Source organism: Verrucomicrobia bacterium CG1_02_43_26, from assembly GCA_001872735.1.
Lineage (GTDB): Bacteria > Verrucomicrobiota > Verrucomicrobiia > Opitutales > CG1-02-43-26 > CG1-02-43-26.
Genome location: MNWT01000016.1, coordinates 86,996 through 105,780 on the forward strand (window position 1 = coordinate 86,996; position 18,785 = coordinate 105,780).

Below are 18,785 nucleotides of genomic sequence, written 5' to 3' on the forward strand. Positions count from 1 at the left end.
AGTTATTTATTTAAATTCAATACATCGCGCATGTTATAAAGCCCTGGTGCCTTTTGCGTGACTAGCCAACAGGCCGCACGTAGAGCTCCCCGTGCGTAAATAAGGCGATCCCAAGTACGCTGGGTTAATTCCAAGCGCTCTCCTTGGCCTATAAAATATGTGGTGTGTTCTCCTACAACATCTCCCCCACGCAGAGCGTGCAGGCCTATTTCATCTTCAGTGCGTTTGCCGGTGAGTCCTTCGCGGCCACATTGTAGATGTGATGTTTTGCCTCGGGCATTTGCGATTGTCTCAGCCAATGCAAGGGCGGTACCACTCGGAGCATCTACCTTCAGGGCGTGGTGGATCTCCATAATTTCGGCATGGTATGCTTTGCCTAACTTTTCAGCTGCTAATTCCGTGAGATAAAATAAAACATTTACTCCGATAGCATAATTGCCGCTCATGAGAACCGGAATGGTGAGAGCTGCAGATTTGATTGCTTGAAGCTGTTCTAGGTTAAAGCCAGTTGTTCCGATCAAAATAGGTTTTTTATTTTTGAGCGCATAGTCCAATACCGCCAAACTGCCTTCAACAGTACTGAAATCAACAATAACGTCTACCTGATCAGCCGGTATATTTAAATGCCCGCCACGCTCGATAGAATAGGCTATAGCTATGCCGGAATCCGGTGAAACTTCTTGAATAGCAGTTCCCATTCTGCCTTTGGCACCATTTAGCAATATTTTGAGCATCTTTTATAACCATAATACTCATACCAATATATGCAAGGAAGACCTTTTCCTTAGTGGGTATTAAATTTTACAGATAAAGAACCCTGCCTCGATGTTTGACATTGCACCTTCATGGTATAAAATGGTGACTATCCCCCTCATTTATTTATGACGACTATGAACCTATCTGAAATGAACGAACAAGTTAAGGAGGCTTCAGCGTGGGTGACACTCCTTAGGCAAGAAATCGGGCGAGTAATCATCGGCCAAAAGTACCTTGTGGACCGCTTAATTGTCGGGCTTTTGGCAAACGGCCACGTTTTATTAGAAGGCGTTCCCGGGCTTGCTAAAACCCTCTCGATTCGCACGCTTGCTCAGGCCATACAAGCTCACTTCCAGAGGATACAGTTCACGCCGGATCTGCTACCCGCGGATATTATTGGCACATTGATTTACAACCCGCAAAAAGCCGAGTTTTTCACTAAAAGAGGACCCATATTCGCTAACATTATTTTGGCAGATGAAATCAATCGAGCTCCTGCAAAAGTCCAAAGTGCATTGCTAGAAGCGATGCAAGAGCGACAGGTGACGATTGGCGATACTACCTACCCCCTGCCGGAGCCTTTTCTGGTACTTGCCACAGAAAACCCCATTGACCAAGAGGGCACATACCCGCTTCCTGAAGCTCAGGTGGACCGGTTTATGCTTAAGATCAAAATAGACTACCCTTCACAGGAGGAAGAGCTTAAGATCTTGAACACGATGGCTTCCACTAAACCGGACTATACCATCAATTCAGTCGTCAGCCCTCAGGAAATTTTGCGTTCCAGGAAGTTAATCGACTCTATTTACATTGATAACAAAATAAAGGACTACATCATCGATATTGTTTTCACGACACGTGACCCAATGCGTTTCAAGCTAAACCTAGCAAATATGATTCAGTTTGGTGCTTCGCCACGGGCAACCATTGCGTTAACCCTAGCTTCGAAGGCCTGGGCCTTTTTCCATGGCAGAGCGTTTGTAACGCCTCAAGATGTAAAGAATATCGCCATGGATGTACTGCGCCATCGTGTGATTATATCCTACGAGGCGGAAGCAGAAGGCCTGACTAGCGAAAATATTGTACAGAAAATCCTCGATACAGTCCCTGTCCCCTAAGCGATGCCAGACGATATCAATAAGACCGGCGAAATTCTGCGCAAAGTTCGGCAAGTAGAAATACGCACTAACCGCATGGTTACAGATGTTATGGCCGGCGCTTACCATAGCGTCTTTAAAGGACGCGGGATGGATTTTGAGGAAGTACGTGAGTATGTGCCCGGCGATGATGTTCGCACGATTGACTGGAATGTAACCGCGAAAACAGATATACCGCATGTAAAAACGTTTAGAGAGGAACGCGAACTTACGATTATTCTCATGATAGACTTAAGTGCTTCCGGCATCTTTGGTTCTTCAGAACAAAGCAAACGCGAGCTGGCTGCCGAAGTCGCTAGTGTGCTTGCTTTCTCTGCCACGAGGAATAATGACAAAGTGGGCCTAATCCTTTTTTCCAGCAAGATAGAGAAATTTATTCCCCCGAAGAAAGGCAGACAACATGCCTTGCAGATCATCCGCGATATGTTTTTCTTTGAACCGGAGGAACGCGGTACAGATATTATCGCTGCATTGCAATATCTCAACCGCGTCACTAAACGCAAAGCAATTGTCTTTCTCATAAGCGACTTTTTACAAGACAAAGACGGCAAGCTGCCTTCCTTTAACCTTCAAAAAAAAGATCCCTTGATACGCGCGCTGGAAATCACAAACCATCGACATGATTTAATCAATATAACGGTCTCTGATCCGCGTGAAGTCGAACTCCCCAAAGTTGGCCTACTTTCATTAGAAGACTCTGAAACCGGTGAGCTTATACAAATAGACACTTATAACAAGAATGCTAGCCAAACGTTTGCGAACTTAAACAGAAACCGCCTGAGCGCGATTCGTAAAACGTTTCAACAAAAGGGGCTCAGCGCGATCCATTTATCCACCAGCCGACCTTATATCAAGGATCTACGCCTCTTTATGCAAAATAGGATAAAAAAGAGATGAACGCGCAAACCGACATCCATGATATTTTGCCTCCATTGGAGATCCCTTGGCCGCTTTGGCTATGGGCTGCTATCATTGCCACCGCTGTTCTTCTCTTTATTGTTTTTTATTGGCTGATTCGTAAGTACCTGAAACGGTTGCGTCAAAAAAGAGCTAAAGCACAATATGCTCCACCACCGACACCTTATGAGCTTGCTTTAAAAGCATTAGATGAGGCTCAGCAATTGATGTCTCCCGGTAACGATCATGCGTTGTCGATCGCGTTATCGGATACCATTCGTGTCTATTTAGAAAAGGAGTACGTTCTTCCCGCACCTGAGCGCACAACAGAAGAGTTTCTGCATGACGTGAGCGCGCAACTTTTATTTAGAGGAGAAACGCTCGATATCCTCTCTCTGTTCTTACAACAGTGTGACTTGGCGAAGTTTGCCAAACAGGCATTCACTCCTGAACAGCAAAAAGTACTTTTAGATAAAGCAAAAAAGTTTCTGGAGCATGCGCAAAAACAAAAATACGTCTTTCACCAGCAAGAAAAGTCCGTTCAGAAAGCCCTCAAGACTTGGAAGCCAGACTATTCTTAATCCGTTGGAAGTCTATCTTTAATAATACTCGCAATTCACCGCGCACCTTGGCTATGCCCATGATGTATTCGCTATCTACGCTTTGCCCAAGGTCGATGTTCTCATTGACCTCAGCGTGTGGTATATTAACAACCTCATCTACTTCATCCACGATCATGCCCATAAGCGTGGGTAGGTCAGATTCGTCTTCTATTTGAATGACAACAATGCAGGTTTCCATTGTTTCAGCCACCTCTTTAAAATCAAACTTCATCCGTAAGTCAATGACAGGCACAACCTTTCCTCTCAAATTGATAACGCCTCGCACGTAATTAGGCATATGGGGCACCCGTGTAATGGGTTGTAAACGGATAATCTCTCTTATCTGCAATACCCCGATACCAAAATGCTCCTCATTGAGGCGAAAGATTAAATACTTATCAACACGTTCCTCATCCAACAATGTCCGAACGTTGTTTTCACCGACTTCCGTTTTCATAGTAAATAAGGGATAAGGGTAGCTACTTTCTACAGCTTAATCGTAGATAATGATCATTGCAAAGTTAAAAATGTTTCGTGCCCTAAAGCGCTTTACAATTCGTGGCAATTTGGCAGTATTTAATGTTATATAATTAAACATACTCAGCCAAAGCCTTTATTATGAAACAATATCTTGATCTTTTACAACATGTCCTTGAAAACGGTGAAGAGCGTATGGACCGCACAGGCGTAGGCACCTATAGTGTTTTTGGAGCACAAACCCGTTTCGATATTTCAAATTCATTTCCATTGTTGACGACTAAGAAACTCCATATACGGTCTATTCTGTACGAGCTGTTTTGGTTTTTAAAAGGGGATACGAATATTAAGTATTTAAATGATCATCGAGTGTCTATTTGGGATGAGTGGGCTGACGAGAATGGAGATCTTGGCCCTATCTACGGAGAGCAATGGGTTCGCTGGCAACGCCCTGATGGTAAAACGGTTAACCAAATTGACCGTGTGATAAATGATCTAAAGGCCAACCCACATAGCCGGCGCCACATTGTGTGCGCTTGGAACCCGGGTGTGCTGGACCAAATACAGGTCTCCCCTCCCCCTTGCCACGCGCTTTTTCAGTTCTATGTTTCGGGGGACAACGAGCTTAGCTGTCAGCTATACCAACGCAGTGCTGATATCTTTCTCGGCGTGCCGTTTAATATAGCATCCTATGCGTTTCTGACCTATATGGTGGCACAGGTAACCGGAATGCGTCCAAAGGAGTTTGTGCACACATTTGGCGATTTGCATCTTTACACAAACCATGTTGATCAAGCAAAAGAGCAACTTTCCCGCGAGCCTCGCGCGCTCCCGCAGCTTAAGTTAAACCCGGACATCAAGAGTATTTATGATTTTGACTTCCCGGACTTCGAGATCGTTGATTACGATCCATACCCTTCTATCAAGGCTCCTATAGCAATTTAATTAAAAAAATTTAGCTATGAAGGCCATCGTTGCAATTGCGGAAAATAATGTCATTGGGCAAAATAATTCACTTCCTTGGCAATTGCCTGAGGACTTGAAGTGGTTTAAAAAGGCTACGAAGGACAGTATTCTCATCATGGGGCGCAAGACCTTTGATTCTCTCGGCAAACCGTTACCGGGCAGAGAAAGCTATGTCCTCACGCGATCAAACAAAGAGATCCCGGGCGCTCACGTGATTCATACGGTTGAGGATGTCTTGAAGCTTAAAGAAACGGCAACAAAGCCGATTTGGGTAATCGGTGGGGCTGAGATCTACAAACTGCTCCTTCCCTACTGCGCCGAACTCTACATCACCCATGTTAAAGACAACCCAGCGGGTGACACTTTTTTCCCGGAATATGAACCTATGTTTACAGCAAGCGAAACATTACAAGACACACCGGAGTTTAAAATCGTCTGCTATCGTAATGTAAGGCTGTCGTCACAAACTACATGTGAGCCGCAAAAATAAACGCGCCAAGGCTTCCTTGGTATAGTCCCATAACAATCGTAAGCGTTGCGAGTAATCCTAAGACAAAGCGGTGTATGCAAGAAGACGCTGGCAAGGCATAAACATCTTCAGCTTCTTTACGATCATCCTTTGCTTTCCAGGCAAAGAAATACGTCTCCCGAATCCAGTCGAAATAGTAATAAATTGAGATGACAACGCCGATGACGGCTATTCCTAACAAAACGTAAAGGCCTGCTATATAAGCCGCTATAAAGATAAATAGTTTAGCGATAAAACCGGCTGTTGGAGGAATCCCAGCCAGAGAGACCAATCCTACCCCAAGAACAAAGCCTAGAAACGGGTTTGCCTTGGCCAAATTCTCGTAATGCTCTAGGCGCTGATCTTCGTCGTTATGCCCGCACACGAGTACCATAACTCCTGCCACTGCGAATGACGCAAACAAGTATGCGTATAAATAAAATATTACCGCCGGGATTGCCCAGGAAACTTTAAAAGCCGCGATGACACCTATTAGCATATATCCTGCATGGGCTATACCGGATAAACCGATCAAACGTTTAACATTTCCTTGCGGGACAGCTGCCAGGTTACCAAAAAGAATTGTTATACCCGCAATGGCAGAAAGCATGGGAATGAGCAAATATTGCATCGGCCAGAAAGGTCCTGTAATCAAGTTGATCAGAACAATGAACCCACCGGCCTTGGAAGAAACGGCTAAGAACGCCATTACAGGAGTTGGCGCACCTTGGTAAACGTCCGGTATCCAGATCTGGAAGGGAAAGGCACCAATTTTAAAGGCAACACCACAAATCACTAAAACAACGGCGACTTGGACGATAAAGTTATGAGAATTCAGCCCAATAAAGCTGGCTAATTCGGTAAAGCTAAGCGCGTCTACCGTATGCCCTTCAATCATGGGGTTACCTGCAACACCGTATAATAAAACAATACCGAAGAGCAGGATGGCAGTGCTCACGCCGCTAAGAATCAAGTACTTAAAGCCGGCTTCCAAGCTAAACACACTGCTCCTGGCGTAACTGATCATTACGTAGAAGGCTACAGAAACCAGTTCCAGGGAAACAAACAGCATGATAAAGTGGTTACTCTGTGCCAAGAGCATCAAACCGATCGTTGCAACAACCAAGAGGTGGTAAAACTCTGTTCGCGGCAAGTCCTGTTTCATAAAATAGACAGAGGCTAAATAACCCACAAGTACCGAAGCAAACAGGAAGAACACCCGCATCACTTCCCCTAAGGGCGTGTGTAAGAGCATGCCGGAAAAATTAGAAATCGGTTTTTCAACAAATGCGTTACTGCATATCAAAATAAATAATAATGCGACTAACAAACCCCCTATGGCTACTCGAGGAATGATCATCTTCAAATGCTGGGGTAAAAGCATCTCTAGCCCTAAAAGCAATAGGGCCAATATCCCGAGCAAGATCTCCGGTTCAATATAGATCCATTGGTTGGACTCCGCGATTAATCTTAAAATTTCCATATCTATTGTTGAATACTTTTAATTTCGTAAACTGTTGTTTTCAGTTCATCGTTTATAAAGTCTGACATCGGTCTTGGCCAAAATCCTATAATAACAAGTGTCGCAATTAATAGAACTGCAGGAACACGTTCCGCAATCGAGATATCTGTCATGTCCGCGGAATTATACTGATCTTTGAATGAATCTCTGGGTTTGCCCATAAAAATCCAGGCCATTGCTCTCAAGCCATAAACAGCAGAGATTACGATACCAAAAATGGCCACAAAAGTCATCCAATGGCTGTATTCCCATAGGCTTATAAAAATTGTCAGCTCGCCCCAGAAATTAGCAAACCCGGGAAGGCCTATATTGGCCATAATAGCTGTTAAGAAAAAGGCTGCCAGAATAGGTGTCTTTTTATACAAGCCACCCATAGCCGTCATATCAAAGGTTTGCGTGCGTTTATACAACAGAGAACTCATCAAGAACAATAGTGCCACAGAAAGCCCGTGCGCGAACATCAATAAAATAGTACCGCCGATACCGATCGTGGAAAGGGTTACGATACCTAGGAAGCAATAGCCCATGTGCATCACCGAGCTATAACCGATCATCTGCTTTAAGTCGCGTTGGGAAGTTGTCACCAGCCCGAGAATGAATACGTTACAGAGGGCTAAAATGGCGAGGAAGAAACTCCAATTAGCTGCTCCTTGTGGCAACAAGGGTGCCGCTATCTGAATGAGCCCGTATAGGCCAAACTTTTTCAAAACACCGGCATGCATCATAGCTGTCGGTGTAGGTGCGGCGGCATAGCCTCTTGGCGCCCAACTATGGAAGGGGAAAAGGGAGACGAGTATACCAAAGCCGATGAGTAATATGGGGAATATATTGTTTTCAACGGTGACCAATAATGGGTACTTGGCAAGAAACTGTTTTAGGGAGATCAGGTCAAACGAACCGATGCCACAGGAAACATAAAGGGCAATCAAGCCAACGAGTGTAATGAGAGCGCCTAAGGTCAAGTAAACCGTCATTTCCATAGCCGCGGTTCTGCGGCCTTTTCCGCCCCATACACCAATCATAATAAAGGTAGGTACGAGCGCAAATTCATGGAAGAAGAAGAAGAAAAAGATATCAATGGATGCGAAAACTCCCATCAAGCCCGCTTGCATCAAGAGCAATAGAACAAGGTAGCGGGAAATGTTTTCTACTTTTGTAATAATAGCATGATAACCCGCTGCCAACCCCACAATACCCGCTAGCAAGTACAAGGGCGCGGAAATGCCGTTTAAGCCGAGCTTGAGGCTAATCCCTAAACCGTTTAGCCCGGTATCAATATTTGAGTAAAAGGCGTAGCCTCCGTGAGTAATGGCCGCTACATTGTATTCAAAAAATAACCACACAGAGCATAGCGCAGGGACAATGAACCCGAGCAAAGCAACAGAGCGCACAAAATTTTCGTTCTCAGGCTTTCTAATGATGAGCACAAATGCCGCTATCAACGGTACAAATATAGAGGCTTGTAAGAAAAGTGGGTTAAATGGATTCATAACATAAAAGCTCTACAGATTAGTAGATTGCGAAAAATAAATAGATTAAAATGCCAAACAAAAACCAATACACATAGCCGTGCAGGTTACCGGTGTGCAGTGTTTTAGTAAAAATGCCCACGAGGCCGGTAAAGCCGGCTGCCCCGCGTACAAATAATCCTGAGATAAGCACGAGATCCAAAAATGCAAGCGCGTCCGCAAATCGCTGCTGCACTTTTGCTACAAAGAAGTTATATACTTCGTCAAAATAAAACTTCTTTTGAAAAACCCTGAACAGCGGCCTCACTTGGGATTCCAGCGGATCCTTTACCGTACCTGGTTTGTAGTATAAATAAGTCAAAACCAAACCAAGCATCCAGGCGCTGGTTGTCATGATCAAGAGCATGGTAGAGGCTCCGGCTTCATGAATAGCGTTTGAAATCGCTTTATATTCGGGTAAAAAGGCAGGGCTCCAGGTATTGGGCCACAAAGTGGTATAGCCCGCTACTAAAGCAAAAATAGCTAAGATGATTAAGGGGACTGTCATCACCAGGGAACTTTCCTTGGCGATTTCGGCAGATTTGGATTTGGTATGCCCGAAGAAGGTGATCCAGAGCAATCTGCCCATATAACAAGCGGTCAGAAATGCCGCAAAGTAAATGGCTACGAATATGCCCTTATTACTCAAGTATGCTGCTTCTATGATGGCATCTTTACTGAAAAAGCCGGAGGTAAAGTTAACACCGCAAAGGGCTATCAAGCCGGCCATAAAGGTGAGCGAGGTTACGGGCATGCGCTTTAAAAGGCCGCCCATCTTAAAGATATCTTGTTCGTGGTGCAATGCGTGTATGATAGAACCGGCGGCAAGGAAGAGAAGTGCCTTAAAACAAGCATGTGTCGCTAGATGGAAGAGGGCTAAGCCCGCGTACCCCATGCCTAAAGCTGTTGCCATATAACCAAGTTGAGATAACGTGGAATAGGCTAGTATTTTCTTAATATCACTTTGGCCGAGAGCGCAAAGGCCTGCAAAAACAGTCATAGCAGCTCCCAAGCAAGCAATCACGTTTAATACTTCTACGGGTAGCAGGAAGATAATTCGAGCGACCATGTAGATGCCGGCAGCGACCATGGTAGCGGCGTGGATCAATGCGGAAACTGGTGTCGGGCCTGCCATCGCGTCCGGCAACCACACATGCAAGGGGAATTGAGCACTTTTGCCGATAAATCCACAAATCAATAACAGGCCGATCGTGGTCGATATCAACTGGGGATCCGCATGCACTATTGTGCTTAAGGTCAATATATCAACGGTGCCGAAGTTCCAGTAACATGCGATAATACCAGCTAGAAAGGCGAAGTCTCCTACGCGGTTTACAATAAAGGCTTTCTTTGAGGCCATAGCGGCGTAATCCAGACCCGCGTAATGGGCAATCAGGGCATAGGAAGAAAAGCCCACTAATTCCCAGAATATAAAAAGCATGAACAGGTTGTCCGCAAGGACAATCCCAAGCATCGAGAACATGAAGATGGATAAACCGGCAAAAAAGCGGGCTCGGGAATCATCATCATCCATATAACCTATACTAAACACGTGTATAAGAAAGCCGATTACTGTGACCACGGCCAACATTAATGCTGTTTGGTGATCAAAGTAATAACCGATTGACAACGTAAAGTCGCCAAGGACAAGCCAGGGCAAGCTGGTATGGAAGGGGTCTCCCTGCCATTTAAAGAGCACCCAGAGAGAAAATACCATGAGGGTGAAAGCCGCGGCCACTGATATAAATGTGGCTATGTTGTGCTTGCGCCTGAAAAACCGCGCGATCAATAGAGCAGACAACAGGGGCGTAATCAGTATCAGTGTGCAAATTAAGGGGAAATTATCTTTGAAAGCAGTCATTGTAATTCTTATTTTCTATAATTTTAACGCATCCATATCTTCGACCATGATCGATTGGCGTTTCCTATATAAAGCAACGATAATCGCCAGTCCCACAGCGACTTCGGCTGCCGCGAATGTTATAATAAAAAACACAAATAGATTACCGTCCATAGTGTTATTATATCGAGAAAACGCTACTAGAGCCAGGTTCACGGCACTGAGCATAAGTTCCAGGCTCATGTAAATAATAAGGGTGTTACGTCTTAATAAGACTCCAAAGAAGCCGATCGCAAATAAGGTACCCGCGACACATAAAAAAGCATTTAGATCAATTGTCATAATAGTGCACCTTTCTCTCCTCTTGTTCGAGCTCTTGAGGTTCCTCCCTGTGATAACGTTTGCTAATAACAACCACACCGATCATGGCGATGAGCAGAATAAAACCGGCCACTTCGAAGGGCAAAACATACTTTGTAAACAGGCCATAGCCAAACACTTGTACTTTTGCGGCAAAGGGCAAGGGGTTATTTTCTAAAAAATCGGGCTGAGTGGCCAGGTCTACCAACGCGGGAGAAGGGATACTATTCTCTCCATAAGAAATGTATACCACCCCAATCATCAAAGCCAGGAAGCATAACATCGCCACGAAGGCCGTTTGGCGGGAAATGGGCTTACGGGATACTTTATCTATATTCAGTAACATGATAATGAATATAAACAGCACCATCACCGCACCAGCATAAATGATCACTTGCACCACTGCTATAAAATAGGCCTGCAGGAGGACAAACATGGCGGCTTGCGCAAGAAGGGTCGCAATCATCAATATAGCGGAATTGACAGGATTACGGCTCACGACCACACCTAAAGCGCCTAGGAGGATTGTTGCCGCAAATACGTAAAATAAGAAATCAGTCATAATTAATGAGCATCTTTATTGGCTTCAGCAGCCTTTTTCTTTTTATCCCATTTGTAATGCTTATCAGGATACGTCCCGCCAAGCTCATACAATTTGTCTTTGTGAAAAATTAACTCTTCTCGTGATGTTCCGGACACAGAATACACATCCTGTAAAAATATAGCTTCTTCCGGGCAAACTTCTTCGCATAGACCACAGTAGATACAGCGCAGCATATTGATATCAAACTCTTGAGGAGCCTTTTCTACATGGCTGTTTTTGCTGTCAGCGGAAATTTCTCCCGGTATTATGCGGATGGCTTTAGGCGGGCATACAAATTCACATAATTGGCAGGATACACACTTTTCCCGCCCATTGGGGTCTTTCACCAACGTGGGCACCCCGCGATATCGATCCGGTAATATGGGCCGCTCTTCCGGATACTGTAAAGTGACGGTGGGACGAAAAAGATTCCTGAGCGTGACGACTAATCCCCCCATAATTTGAGGGATGTATGTCCTTTCCAGCCACGTTAGGGGTTTTCTTTCTACTACTTTAATATCCATATCAATAAATACCTTTGTTAAATCCTACATCATATCGATGAATGCAATAAATAATATATAAAACAAGAGGTTTGCAAAGCTAAGCGGCAACAATATTTTCCAGCCGAGGTTCATGACTTGGTCATAACGGAAGCGAGGCAGTGTCCATCTCACCCACATAAAGATAAATACAATCGAAAATACTTTAAATAAGAACCATAACACGCTAAGGACAGAACCGAAAGCCGTATGCGGCCATGGCGCTGGGATACCGGGCAAGAAATTCCAGCCACCAAAGAACAGTATGACAAACACCGCTGATCCAATGATCAGGTTCACATACTCTGCCACAAAGAATAGCCCGAATTTAAATGCGCCATACTCGGTATGAAAACCGCCAACAAGCTCTGTCTCCGATTCCGGCATATCAAATGGCTGGCGATTTGTCTCCGCAAACAGGGCTGTTAAAAATATTAACGCGGATACGGGTTGCCATAACACAAGCCATAAGACTTCTTGCGATTGTACTATACTAAATAGGGACAAACCGCCTTGTATATTTGGCCCGTTTACCCAGATCAACACCGGTAAAATAGAGGCGGACATCGATAACTCATACGATATCATCTGTGCCGAAGAACGTATGCCACCGAAAAAGGGATACTTACTGTTCGCGGACCATCCTGCCAATACAACGCTGTATACAGAAAGCGATGTAATCGCCAAAATGAATAAAATACCTATGTCTAAATTGGCTAAAACCAGAGGAATGGCATCCCCTGCCTCGTTCCAACGCACGCCAAAGGGCACGACAACCATCGTCAACATGGCGGGCACAAAGGCAATTACGGGGGCCAGGGTGTAGTAAAATTTATTAACGTGGCCAGGAATGGGCTCTTCTTTGAATAAGAATTTCAAGCCATCTGCAATGGGCTGCCAAATGCCCATTCGTGTCAGCATTTTTCCAACCACGGGAAGGGCGCTGATAAAGGGCAATGCTGTACGATTTGGCCCCACACGGCCTTGTATCCAGCTGGCTACTTTTCTCTCAGCCAAAACAGCGTACGCCGAAAACGTCATCACCACAATGATCACAAGAAGCGCATATATCACTTTAAGCACTATATCCATAACGTTTTAGGTATTCGTAGTCACAAGGGGTTCATAATGCAGGGTTTTGCCTTCAACGAAGGAAAAGTTTTGGAAGGCATCCGCATCCAGCAAATAACCCTCGTCCGGTATCACTTCAAAGGCTAAGGATTTAAACTCAGGTATAGACTGCACCATATCTTTCCAAATACTGCCAACGGAATACGGGTGCAGCTCAGGGCTGTTAAAAAGTATCAAGCACAGAAGATGGTCTCCGGAGGTAATGCCTTTTGGCGCCGGTATGGCTTGGTGAAATTTTTGTAAACGGAACTGCTGGTTAACAAAGGTTCCTGATTTCTCAAACACCATAGCAGTGGGTAAAGACACTTTAGCCACTTCGCTCGTTGGGTTCTTATGCGTGCCAAAATAGATTAAATTAACTTTCTTTAACTGCGCTTGCGTTATCCCGTACAGAGTCAGGTCTTCGTTAAACACAATGATGTTTGTAATCCTTTTGTCATCTAACTGTTGCGCTAAATGAGATAGGTCAGTTACGGGATCTTGCTGCAATAAGCGCGTCACAAAAGCTCCACGCATATTAGGTGTCCTGTCTGACGATATTAGCAGTTCATCCCCTTCTCCCACATGGCTGATGGCATCAACATTTCCTGGATACAGGGCGGTAAATTTCTTGAGCATAAACTGCTCTTCAACCGACATATGCCCTGATATAACATAGGCCGTGTCGCCCATGGGCATCAACTCATTAATGCGGCTACAAGCTTCGTCTCGAGATACCTTATGGCCATCAATTCTGTAATTAAACATCCGGTCTTCTGCTTCCACAAGCTTGTACAGCATACGCCCGCTGTCAGACATCCAGGTATCATTTACCTCATCATTCTGGCGTGGGGTAATTCGGTAGATCTTGCCTTCTCTTGAAAACACTGTGGTATTTACGCCGACACTGCTTTCAGGGCAAATGCTTTTGGTTTGTTTTAGAAACCAGGTACGCATCTTAAATCGAAAATCAGTACTCGTGAGCGCGCCAACGGGGCAGATATCCACGGTATTTAATGAATAATTACTTGATAATTCTTTGCCGGGGAAACAGGTCAATGTCGTATAAGAACCGCGTTGGGTAAATCCTAGAACATCCTCGTGAATGATTTCTTTGCAAAAGCGTATACAGCGGGAACACAGAATGCATCGCTCGTCATCAAGCATGACGCGTGGCCCCACAGGGACTTTTTTGGGTTTAACCACTTTATTTTCAACAAAACGACTTTCCCCACGGCCATAATCCGCGGAAAATTCTTGTAAACGGCACTCCCCTGCTTGATCACAAACCGGGCAATCCAACGGGTGATTAACAAGCAAGAACTCCGTCACTCCGTTTTGGCAATCTTTCGCTAACGTGGAATCCGTTTTAATATGCAAACCAGGGGAAACGGTCGTACCACAGCCTATCGCCGGGCGTGGCATCCAGCCTATCTTTGGTTTACCGTTATCATCCAAAATAGCTTCTCCGGTTGCTCGATCGCGCATTGGCATCCCGATCTCAATCAAGCATATACGGCAATTACCCGCAATACTTAGCTTAGAATGATAGCAATAGTTCGGTATCTCCTTCTTGGCGTACTTGGCAGCCTCGATAGCATTGATGCCCGCAGGTACTTCGACCTCTACGCCATCAACATTTATCTTCACTTTTTCTTTCGGCTTTGCCTGCTCCATTATAAAATTCCCTTTAAATTAATGAAAATTCGCTGTTTTGTTTCTTGGCTTTGTCAGCCGCTTTAGCTAAAAACTCGTCTCTAAATTTAGCTACAAAACTTTCTGTAGGCCACGCAGCCGCTTCACCATGCGCGCATATCGTGCGTCCGGAAATTTGTAATGATATCGAATGCAATAAGTTAGCATCTTCTTCTCGAGCACCCCCTTCAGACATTCTTTTCGTGATTTTATGCATCCATAGACAACCTTCGCGACAGGGCGTGCATTGCCCACAGGTCTCATGGCTATAAAAAGCGTTAATATTCGCCAGGGCTTCTACCATATCAACGGTATCGTCCATCACAATCACAGCACCGGAACCAGACATAGAGCCTACGGCGGTCAAGCTGTCAAAATCCATCGGAATATCCCGTATTGACCAGTCAAACTCAGATCCGTCTCTAAGCTTACCTTTATAGCGTTCATCCGCGCGCAACACTTTAGCAGATGTGCCTCCCGGGATAACTGCTTTCAGAGTTCTACCGGGGAAAAGACCGCCACAGATATCAAAAATCAGTTCACCTAAAGTAACGCCACCACAAGGAAACTCATAATAACCGGGCTTTTGCACCAAGCCACTCACGCACCAAATACGCGTACCGGTGTTACCGGGTGTGCCTATCTTGGCAAACTCCTTGCCGCCCATATCAATGGCATGCTTCACATGGCACAAGGTTTCTACGTTGTTAACGATCGTAGGGCACTGGTAAAGGCCTAGGACAGCTGGAAAGTATGGGGGTTTAATTCTAGGATACCCGCGTTTCCCTTCAAGGGATTCGATCAATCCGGTCTCTTCACCGCATATATAAGCGCCAGCGCCTCTGTGTACAATAATATCACAAGAATATCCGGAGCCACCTACATTGTTTCCGACAAATCCTTTTGCTTTAGCTTCTTCAATCGCTTTTTTAAGGATTCTTGCCCCTTCATACATTTCTCCACGTATGTAAATAAATGCCATTTTAGCCTGTATAGCATAGGCAGTAATCATCATCCCCTCAATCAATTGATGAGGGTCTTTGTACATAATCTGCCTGTCTTTAAACGTACCAGGCTCAGATTCATCCGCATTACAAATTAAATAAACGTCCTTACCGGATTTACGGTCAATAAAGCCCCACTTTACTCCGGCAGGGAAACCTGCTCCCCCACGGCCTCGAATCTCAGAGTCCTTTATCTCCTGCACCAATTCTTCCGGCTTAGCCTTAAGCGCTTTTTTAAGCACATCATAACCCCCATGGGCAAGATAACTATCAATATCAACACCATAGCCAGGTTGGCCGGCGTGTTTTAAAATCATGCGTGTTTCAGAGAGTGCCATATAATATATTATGCGTTGGAATTCTCTAGCTCGCCACGAACCTCTGCCGCGAAATCTTTTGCCTTATCCGGAGTCACATTTTCGTGCAATACCTCATTCACCTGAACCACGGGAGCAGTACCACAGCTCGCAATACATTCTACAAACTCTACGGTGTAGTTACCGTCATCAGAGGTACCGCCCAGCTCACAGCGTAACTCTTCTCGCAAGGTTTTGCAGACAGCGTAACTGCCTCGCAAAGCGCAAGAAAGCGTACGGCATACTTTAACGTGTTTTTTACCAGCGGGTTTACGACGAAACATCGGGTAAAAAGTAACGCACTCAAGCACGTTAATTGGTTGCAAATCAAGTTTTTGAGCAACCCACTCCATGGCTTCATCCGAAATATACCCCTGGTCTTCCAGGACGCAGTGCAGTAGTGGTAACAATGCGCTACGCTTTTGGGGATAAATCGGTATTAGTCTTTCTATTTCCTGCAATGTTGCCGGTTTTAAATCCATCTATAATGCTTTGAATGATTTACTAACGCTAATCACCAGCACGCTTGATTTCAATCCTTAATTTACCAAATGCCTCCCGCAGAAAGCCACCTCACTTTCTCCCAAACGGTTACAAAAAAACTATTTTGCGCCGCGCGAAGATCACAACACCTCCCAAAGCCTTTTTTCAACAAAATTGTAGATTACTTCTTGTTCTCGTTAGCAAGAACCAGTTTGTATTCAAAGGTGTTATCTAAGTTTTCAAGCGAGTAGCTCAACTTACCATTATCATCCTGGGTAAACGTCACTAGGAATTCAGTTCTTTGCATAACATAACTTTGCGCAGGAACCAAACTAACATCTTCAACATTTATATCTTTCGCCGTTTTCAATTCGTTGCATCTCCAGTCAGAAACAATACGGTAAACCATATCAGATTCTTTATAGATCTCATAATTGGTTACCTCTGTAGCCGTTTGCCTGTACGGGTTCAATTCTCGCTTGCCAGTTATGGGAGATACTAAGGTATGAGTCCCGTTAGAAGCGATTCCTTTATCCATGCCAACTAGTTCATTCATCGATGTCCCCATAACTTGATAAAGCATTGTAGACATATGATAAGCTACCTCCTCGTCTTTAAATTGCCCCTTAAAGTCTTCTATTGCATTCGCAGTCCACTCTTTATCAATATCTTTCGATTCCTTTTCTTCAACTAACTTCGGGTTATCTTTTTTATATTGGTTAAGATTTAGGGTCAGTATAGGTTTTTTGCCCTCCTCGGATTCATTTTTAGAAACATCATAAAAAGTATAGGTTGCACGGGGTAGATCGCTAATAAGCTGATCACTCACCCCATTTACAATCTCTCCAGCTTCCTCACCTGCCCTTTCTATTTGTTCCTCGAGGGACGCTTTTATATCTTTTTTATGGTTTTTGCTATTCAGTTTCCATGTTTCCTCTACACTAGTACCAGGCTTATAGACGTAATCACGGTTATCCGTCTTTTTAACAATCTTAGGCTGAACAACGAGTTTATAATCAAGGGTGTTGGCCAGATTTTCGCATTTCAAAGATACCGCTTTCTTTTCCTCTTTAGTAGCCGTGACTTTAAAAATAGTCGTTTGCGTAGCGTAGCTCTCACGTGGGTCTAATTCTAGCATCTTGTCACCGAGATCTTGCCCGGAATTTAAATGCTTATAGGTAGTCACCGCTTTAACGGTGTAAACACCCTTACCTTCGTTATAAATAGAGTAATTAGTCGTATAATCCAATCCCTGCCCCCCACGTGAGTTAGTAAAGATAAACTCTCGTTTTCCACTCTCTGGCGAAATAGTAAAACAACCAGTTGCATCACCATTCTCATACAGTTCCTTATTACTCTCGATCGATTTTTTTAGTGCAATCGGCAATTGCTGATGCACCAATTTAGACATCTCAAGGCTCACGCCATCATCATCGAAATAACTCTTAAACGCCTTAACCGAATTCGTTTGCCACTCTTCCTGGTCGAGCTCCTTATCATTTACTCGCTCCGTAACCCAATCTAAGACAATAGGATTGCTCTTGTCATCCACCTTATCCATCGGCTGGTCATAAAAGGTATATACGGCTCGATCAATGTCCTTCCAAAGCCTCTCATCAACCCCTAGATCACCCTTTTTGAGTTCTTTCTCTGAAAATAATTCGGATACGCGTTCCTCCATATCCTTTTTATTTTCTTTGCTATTCAACTCCAGTTTTTCCTCTACTTTACGATTCACACCTTTTTCATCCAGTTTTTCCTCTACTTTACGATTCACACCTTTTTCAATCACATCAATACCCTCAACATTGATAACTTGAAAACCGTCATCAATATCTTCCTTTTCGGAAATAAAAGGGGCTATGATTTTATCAAAAGCATTACTGAGGTTTTTCTTCACACCGCTATCTTCATAGCCTAAGTTTTCAAGCCCCGCATACTTTTCTTTTAGATTATTCTTAATCTTCGAGAGATTCTCTTTTATTTCTTTTAATTCAGGTAAAATCTTACCATTATGGTCTAATAGTGAGATTAAGCCGTTTTTTTCCAAAATCTCAATATTGGTCATAATGGAAAGCGCATGTAAACGGTTCAGCCCCACAAAATCTTTGATCGCAGCCGGGTCCGCATCACGTAGGTGGACTAAAATGTTGTTAATATTCATTTCGTGAGGTTTAACGCTTAAGGCAGCCAAATACCGCTTCGAATCGTCATTTTTCTCAACCGTAACAACTGTCCAACTGGGCAACAGTTTGCTTTTAAACAAATACTCACCATATTTTAAAAAACCAATCGATTTCTTTTCCTTGTTCCCCTTTTCAACGACTTTGTCCTTCAACTTACCCGTTTCTTTAGTGTCTTTTCCAAAACGTCTAACACCAGAATCTTCATCTTTACTACCTACCGAACTAAACATATT

General features: G+C 44.2%; 18 protein-coding genes. 5 read left to right on the top strand and 13 right to left on the bottom strand.

Translation table 11 applies throughout. The features are described 5' to 3' along the window. Positions 1-2 precede the first annotated feature (2 nt). Positions 3-734, bottom strand: coding sequence for a 4-hydroxy-tetrahydrodipicolinate reductase (locus tag AUJ82_06170; GenBank protein ID OIO59351.1), 732 nt, complete (start codon positions 732-734; stop codon positions 3-5). Between the two features lie 156 nt (positions 735-890). On the opposite strand from AUJ82_06170, the gene AUJ82_06175 reads away from it, so the two are divergent. From AUJ82_06175 to AUJ82_06185, 3 genes are read left to right on the top strand one after another with little or no spacing between them, the layout of a single operon-like run. Then, positions 891-1,874, top strand: a complete 984-nt coding sequence (locus tag AUJ82_06175; protein OIO59352.1) for an ATPase — start codon at positions 891-893, stop codon at positions 1,872-1,874. Positions 1,875-1,877: 3 nt separating this feature from the next. Next, on the top strand, positions 1,878-2,810 hold the full coding sequence (locus AUJ82_06180; GenBank protein ID OIO59353.1) for a hypothetical protein: 933 nt from the start codon (positions 1,878-1,880) through the stop codon (positions 2,808-2,810). Continuing rightward, positions 2,807-3,391, top strand: coding sequence for a hypothetical protein (locus AUJ82_06185; protein OIO59354.1), 585 nt, complete (start codon positions 2,807-2,809; stop codon positions 3,389-3,391). Before AUJ82_06180 ends, AUJ82_06185 begins: the two co-directional genes overlap by 4 nt. On the opposite strand, the gene AUJ82_06190 is transcribed toward AUJ82_06185, so the two are convergent. After that, on the bottom strand, positions 3,363-3,869 hold the full coding sequence (locus tag AUJ82_06190; protein OIO59355.1) for a hypothetical protein: 507 nt from the start codon (positions 3,867-3,869) through the stop codon (positions 3,363-3,365). The genes AUJ82_06185 and AUJ82_06190 overlap by 29 nt on opposite strands. 161 nt (positions 3,870-4,030) lie before the next feature. On the opposite strand from AUJ82_06190, the gene AUJ82_06195 reads away from it, so the two are divergent. Together AUJ82_06195 and AUJ82_06200 are read left to right on the top strand one after the other, a co-directional pair. Then, complete coding sequence (locus AUJ82_06195) at positions 4,031-4,834, top strand: thymidylate synthase (protein OIO59356.1); 804 nt, start codon at positions 4,031-4,033, stop codon at positions 4,832-4,834. 16 nt (positions 4,835-4,850) lie between these two features. Then, the gene (locus tag AUJ82_06200; protein OIO59357.1) at positions 4,851-5,345 is read left to right on the top strand and encodes a hypothetical protein; all 495 of its coding nucleotides are present in this window, start codon (positions 4,851-4,853) and stop codon (positions 5,343-5,345) included. On the opposite strand, the gene AUJ82_06205 is transcribed toward AUJ82_06200, so the two are convergent. From AUJ82_06205 to AUJ82_06255, 11 genes are all read right to left on the bottom strand, one after another. After that, positions 5,323-6,846: an NADH-quinone oxidoreductase subunit N gene (locus tag AUJ82_06205; GenBank protein ID OIO59358.1), complete on the bottom strand. Its 1,524-nt coding sequence runs from the start codon at positions 6,844-6,846 to the stop codon at positions 5,323-5,325. The genes AUJ82_06200 and AUJ82_06205 overlap by 23 nt on opposite strands. Positions 6,847-6,848: 2 nt before the next feature. Further along, entirely contained in the window at positions 6,849-8,375 is a 1,527-nt protein-coding gene (locus AUJ82_06210) for an NADH-quinone oxidoreductase subunit N (GenBank protein ID OIO59359.1), read from the bottom strand. A gap of 19 nt (positions 8,376-8,394) precedes the next feature. After that, complete coding sequence (locus AUJ82_06215) at positions 8,395-10,254, bottom strand: NADH-quinone oxidoreductase subunit L (GenBank protein ID OIO59360.1); 1,860 nt, start codon at positions 10,252-10,254, stop codon at positions 8,395-8,397. Positions 10,255-10,269: 15 nt separating this feature from the next. After that, positions 10,270-10,575 (bottom strand): NADH-quinone oxidoreductase subunit K, encoded by a 306-nt coding sequence (locus AUJ82_06220; GenBank protein OIO59361.1) that lies wholly within the window; start codon positions 10,573-10,575, stop codon positions 10,270-10,272. After that, positions 10,565-11,098: a hypothetical protein gene (locus AUJ82_06225; protein ID OIO59425.1), complete on the bottom strand. Its 534-nt coding sequence runs from the start codon at positions 11,096-11,098 to the stop codon at positions 10,565-10,567. Before AUJ82_06225 ends, AUJ82_06220 begins: the two co-directional genes overlap by 11 nt. A 59-nt stretch (positions 11,099-11,157) precedes the next feature. Beyond that, a complete protein-coding gene (locus tag AUJ82_06230; protein ID OIO59362.1) occupies positions 11,158-11,700 on the bottom strand; it encodes an NADH dehydrogenase in 543 nt (180 codons plus the stop codon). Between the two features lie 24 nt (positions 11,701-11,724). Next, positions 11,725-12,810 carry a hydroxyacid dehydrogenase gene (locus tag AUJ82_06235; protein ID OIO59363.1) on the bottom strand — a complete coding sequence of 362 codons (1,086 nt, stop codon included), beginning with the start codon at positions 12,808-12,810 and terminating at the stop codon, positions 11,725-11,727. A 6-nt stretch (positions 12,811-12,816) separates the two neighbouring features. Continuing rightward, on the bottom strand, positions 12,817-14,505 hold the full coding sequence (locus AUJ82_06240; GenBank protein OIO59364.1) for a ferredoxin: 1,689 nt from the start codon (positions 14,503-14,505) through the stop codon (positions 12,817-12,819). 13 nt (positions 14,506-14,518) lie between these two features. Then, positions 14,519-15,865 carry an NADH-quinone oxidoreductase subunit F gene (locus tag AUJ82_06245; protein OIO59365.1) on the bottom strand — a complete coding sequence of 449 codons (1,347 nt, stop codon included), beginning with the start codon at positions 15,863-15,865 and terminating at the stop codon, positions 14,519-14,521. A gap of 8 nt (positions 15,866-15,873) precedes the next feature. Continuing rightward, a complete protein-coding gene (locus tag AUJ82_06250) occupies positions 15,874-16,365 on the bottom strand; it encodes an NAD(P)H-dependent oxidoreductase subunit E (protein ID OIO59366.1) in 492 nt (163 codons plus the stop codon). A 182-nt stretch (positions 16,366-16,547) separates the two neighbouring features. After that, the gene (locus AUJ82_06255; protein ID OIO59367.1) at positions 16,548-18,782 is read right to left on the bottom strand and encodes a hypothetical protein; all 2,235 of its coding nucleotides are present in this window, start codon (positions 18,780-18,782) and stop codon (positions 16,548-16,550) included. Between the last annotated feature and the right edge of the window lie 3 nt (positions 18,783-18,785).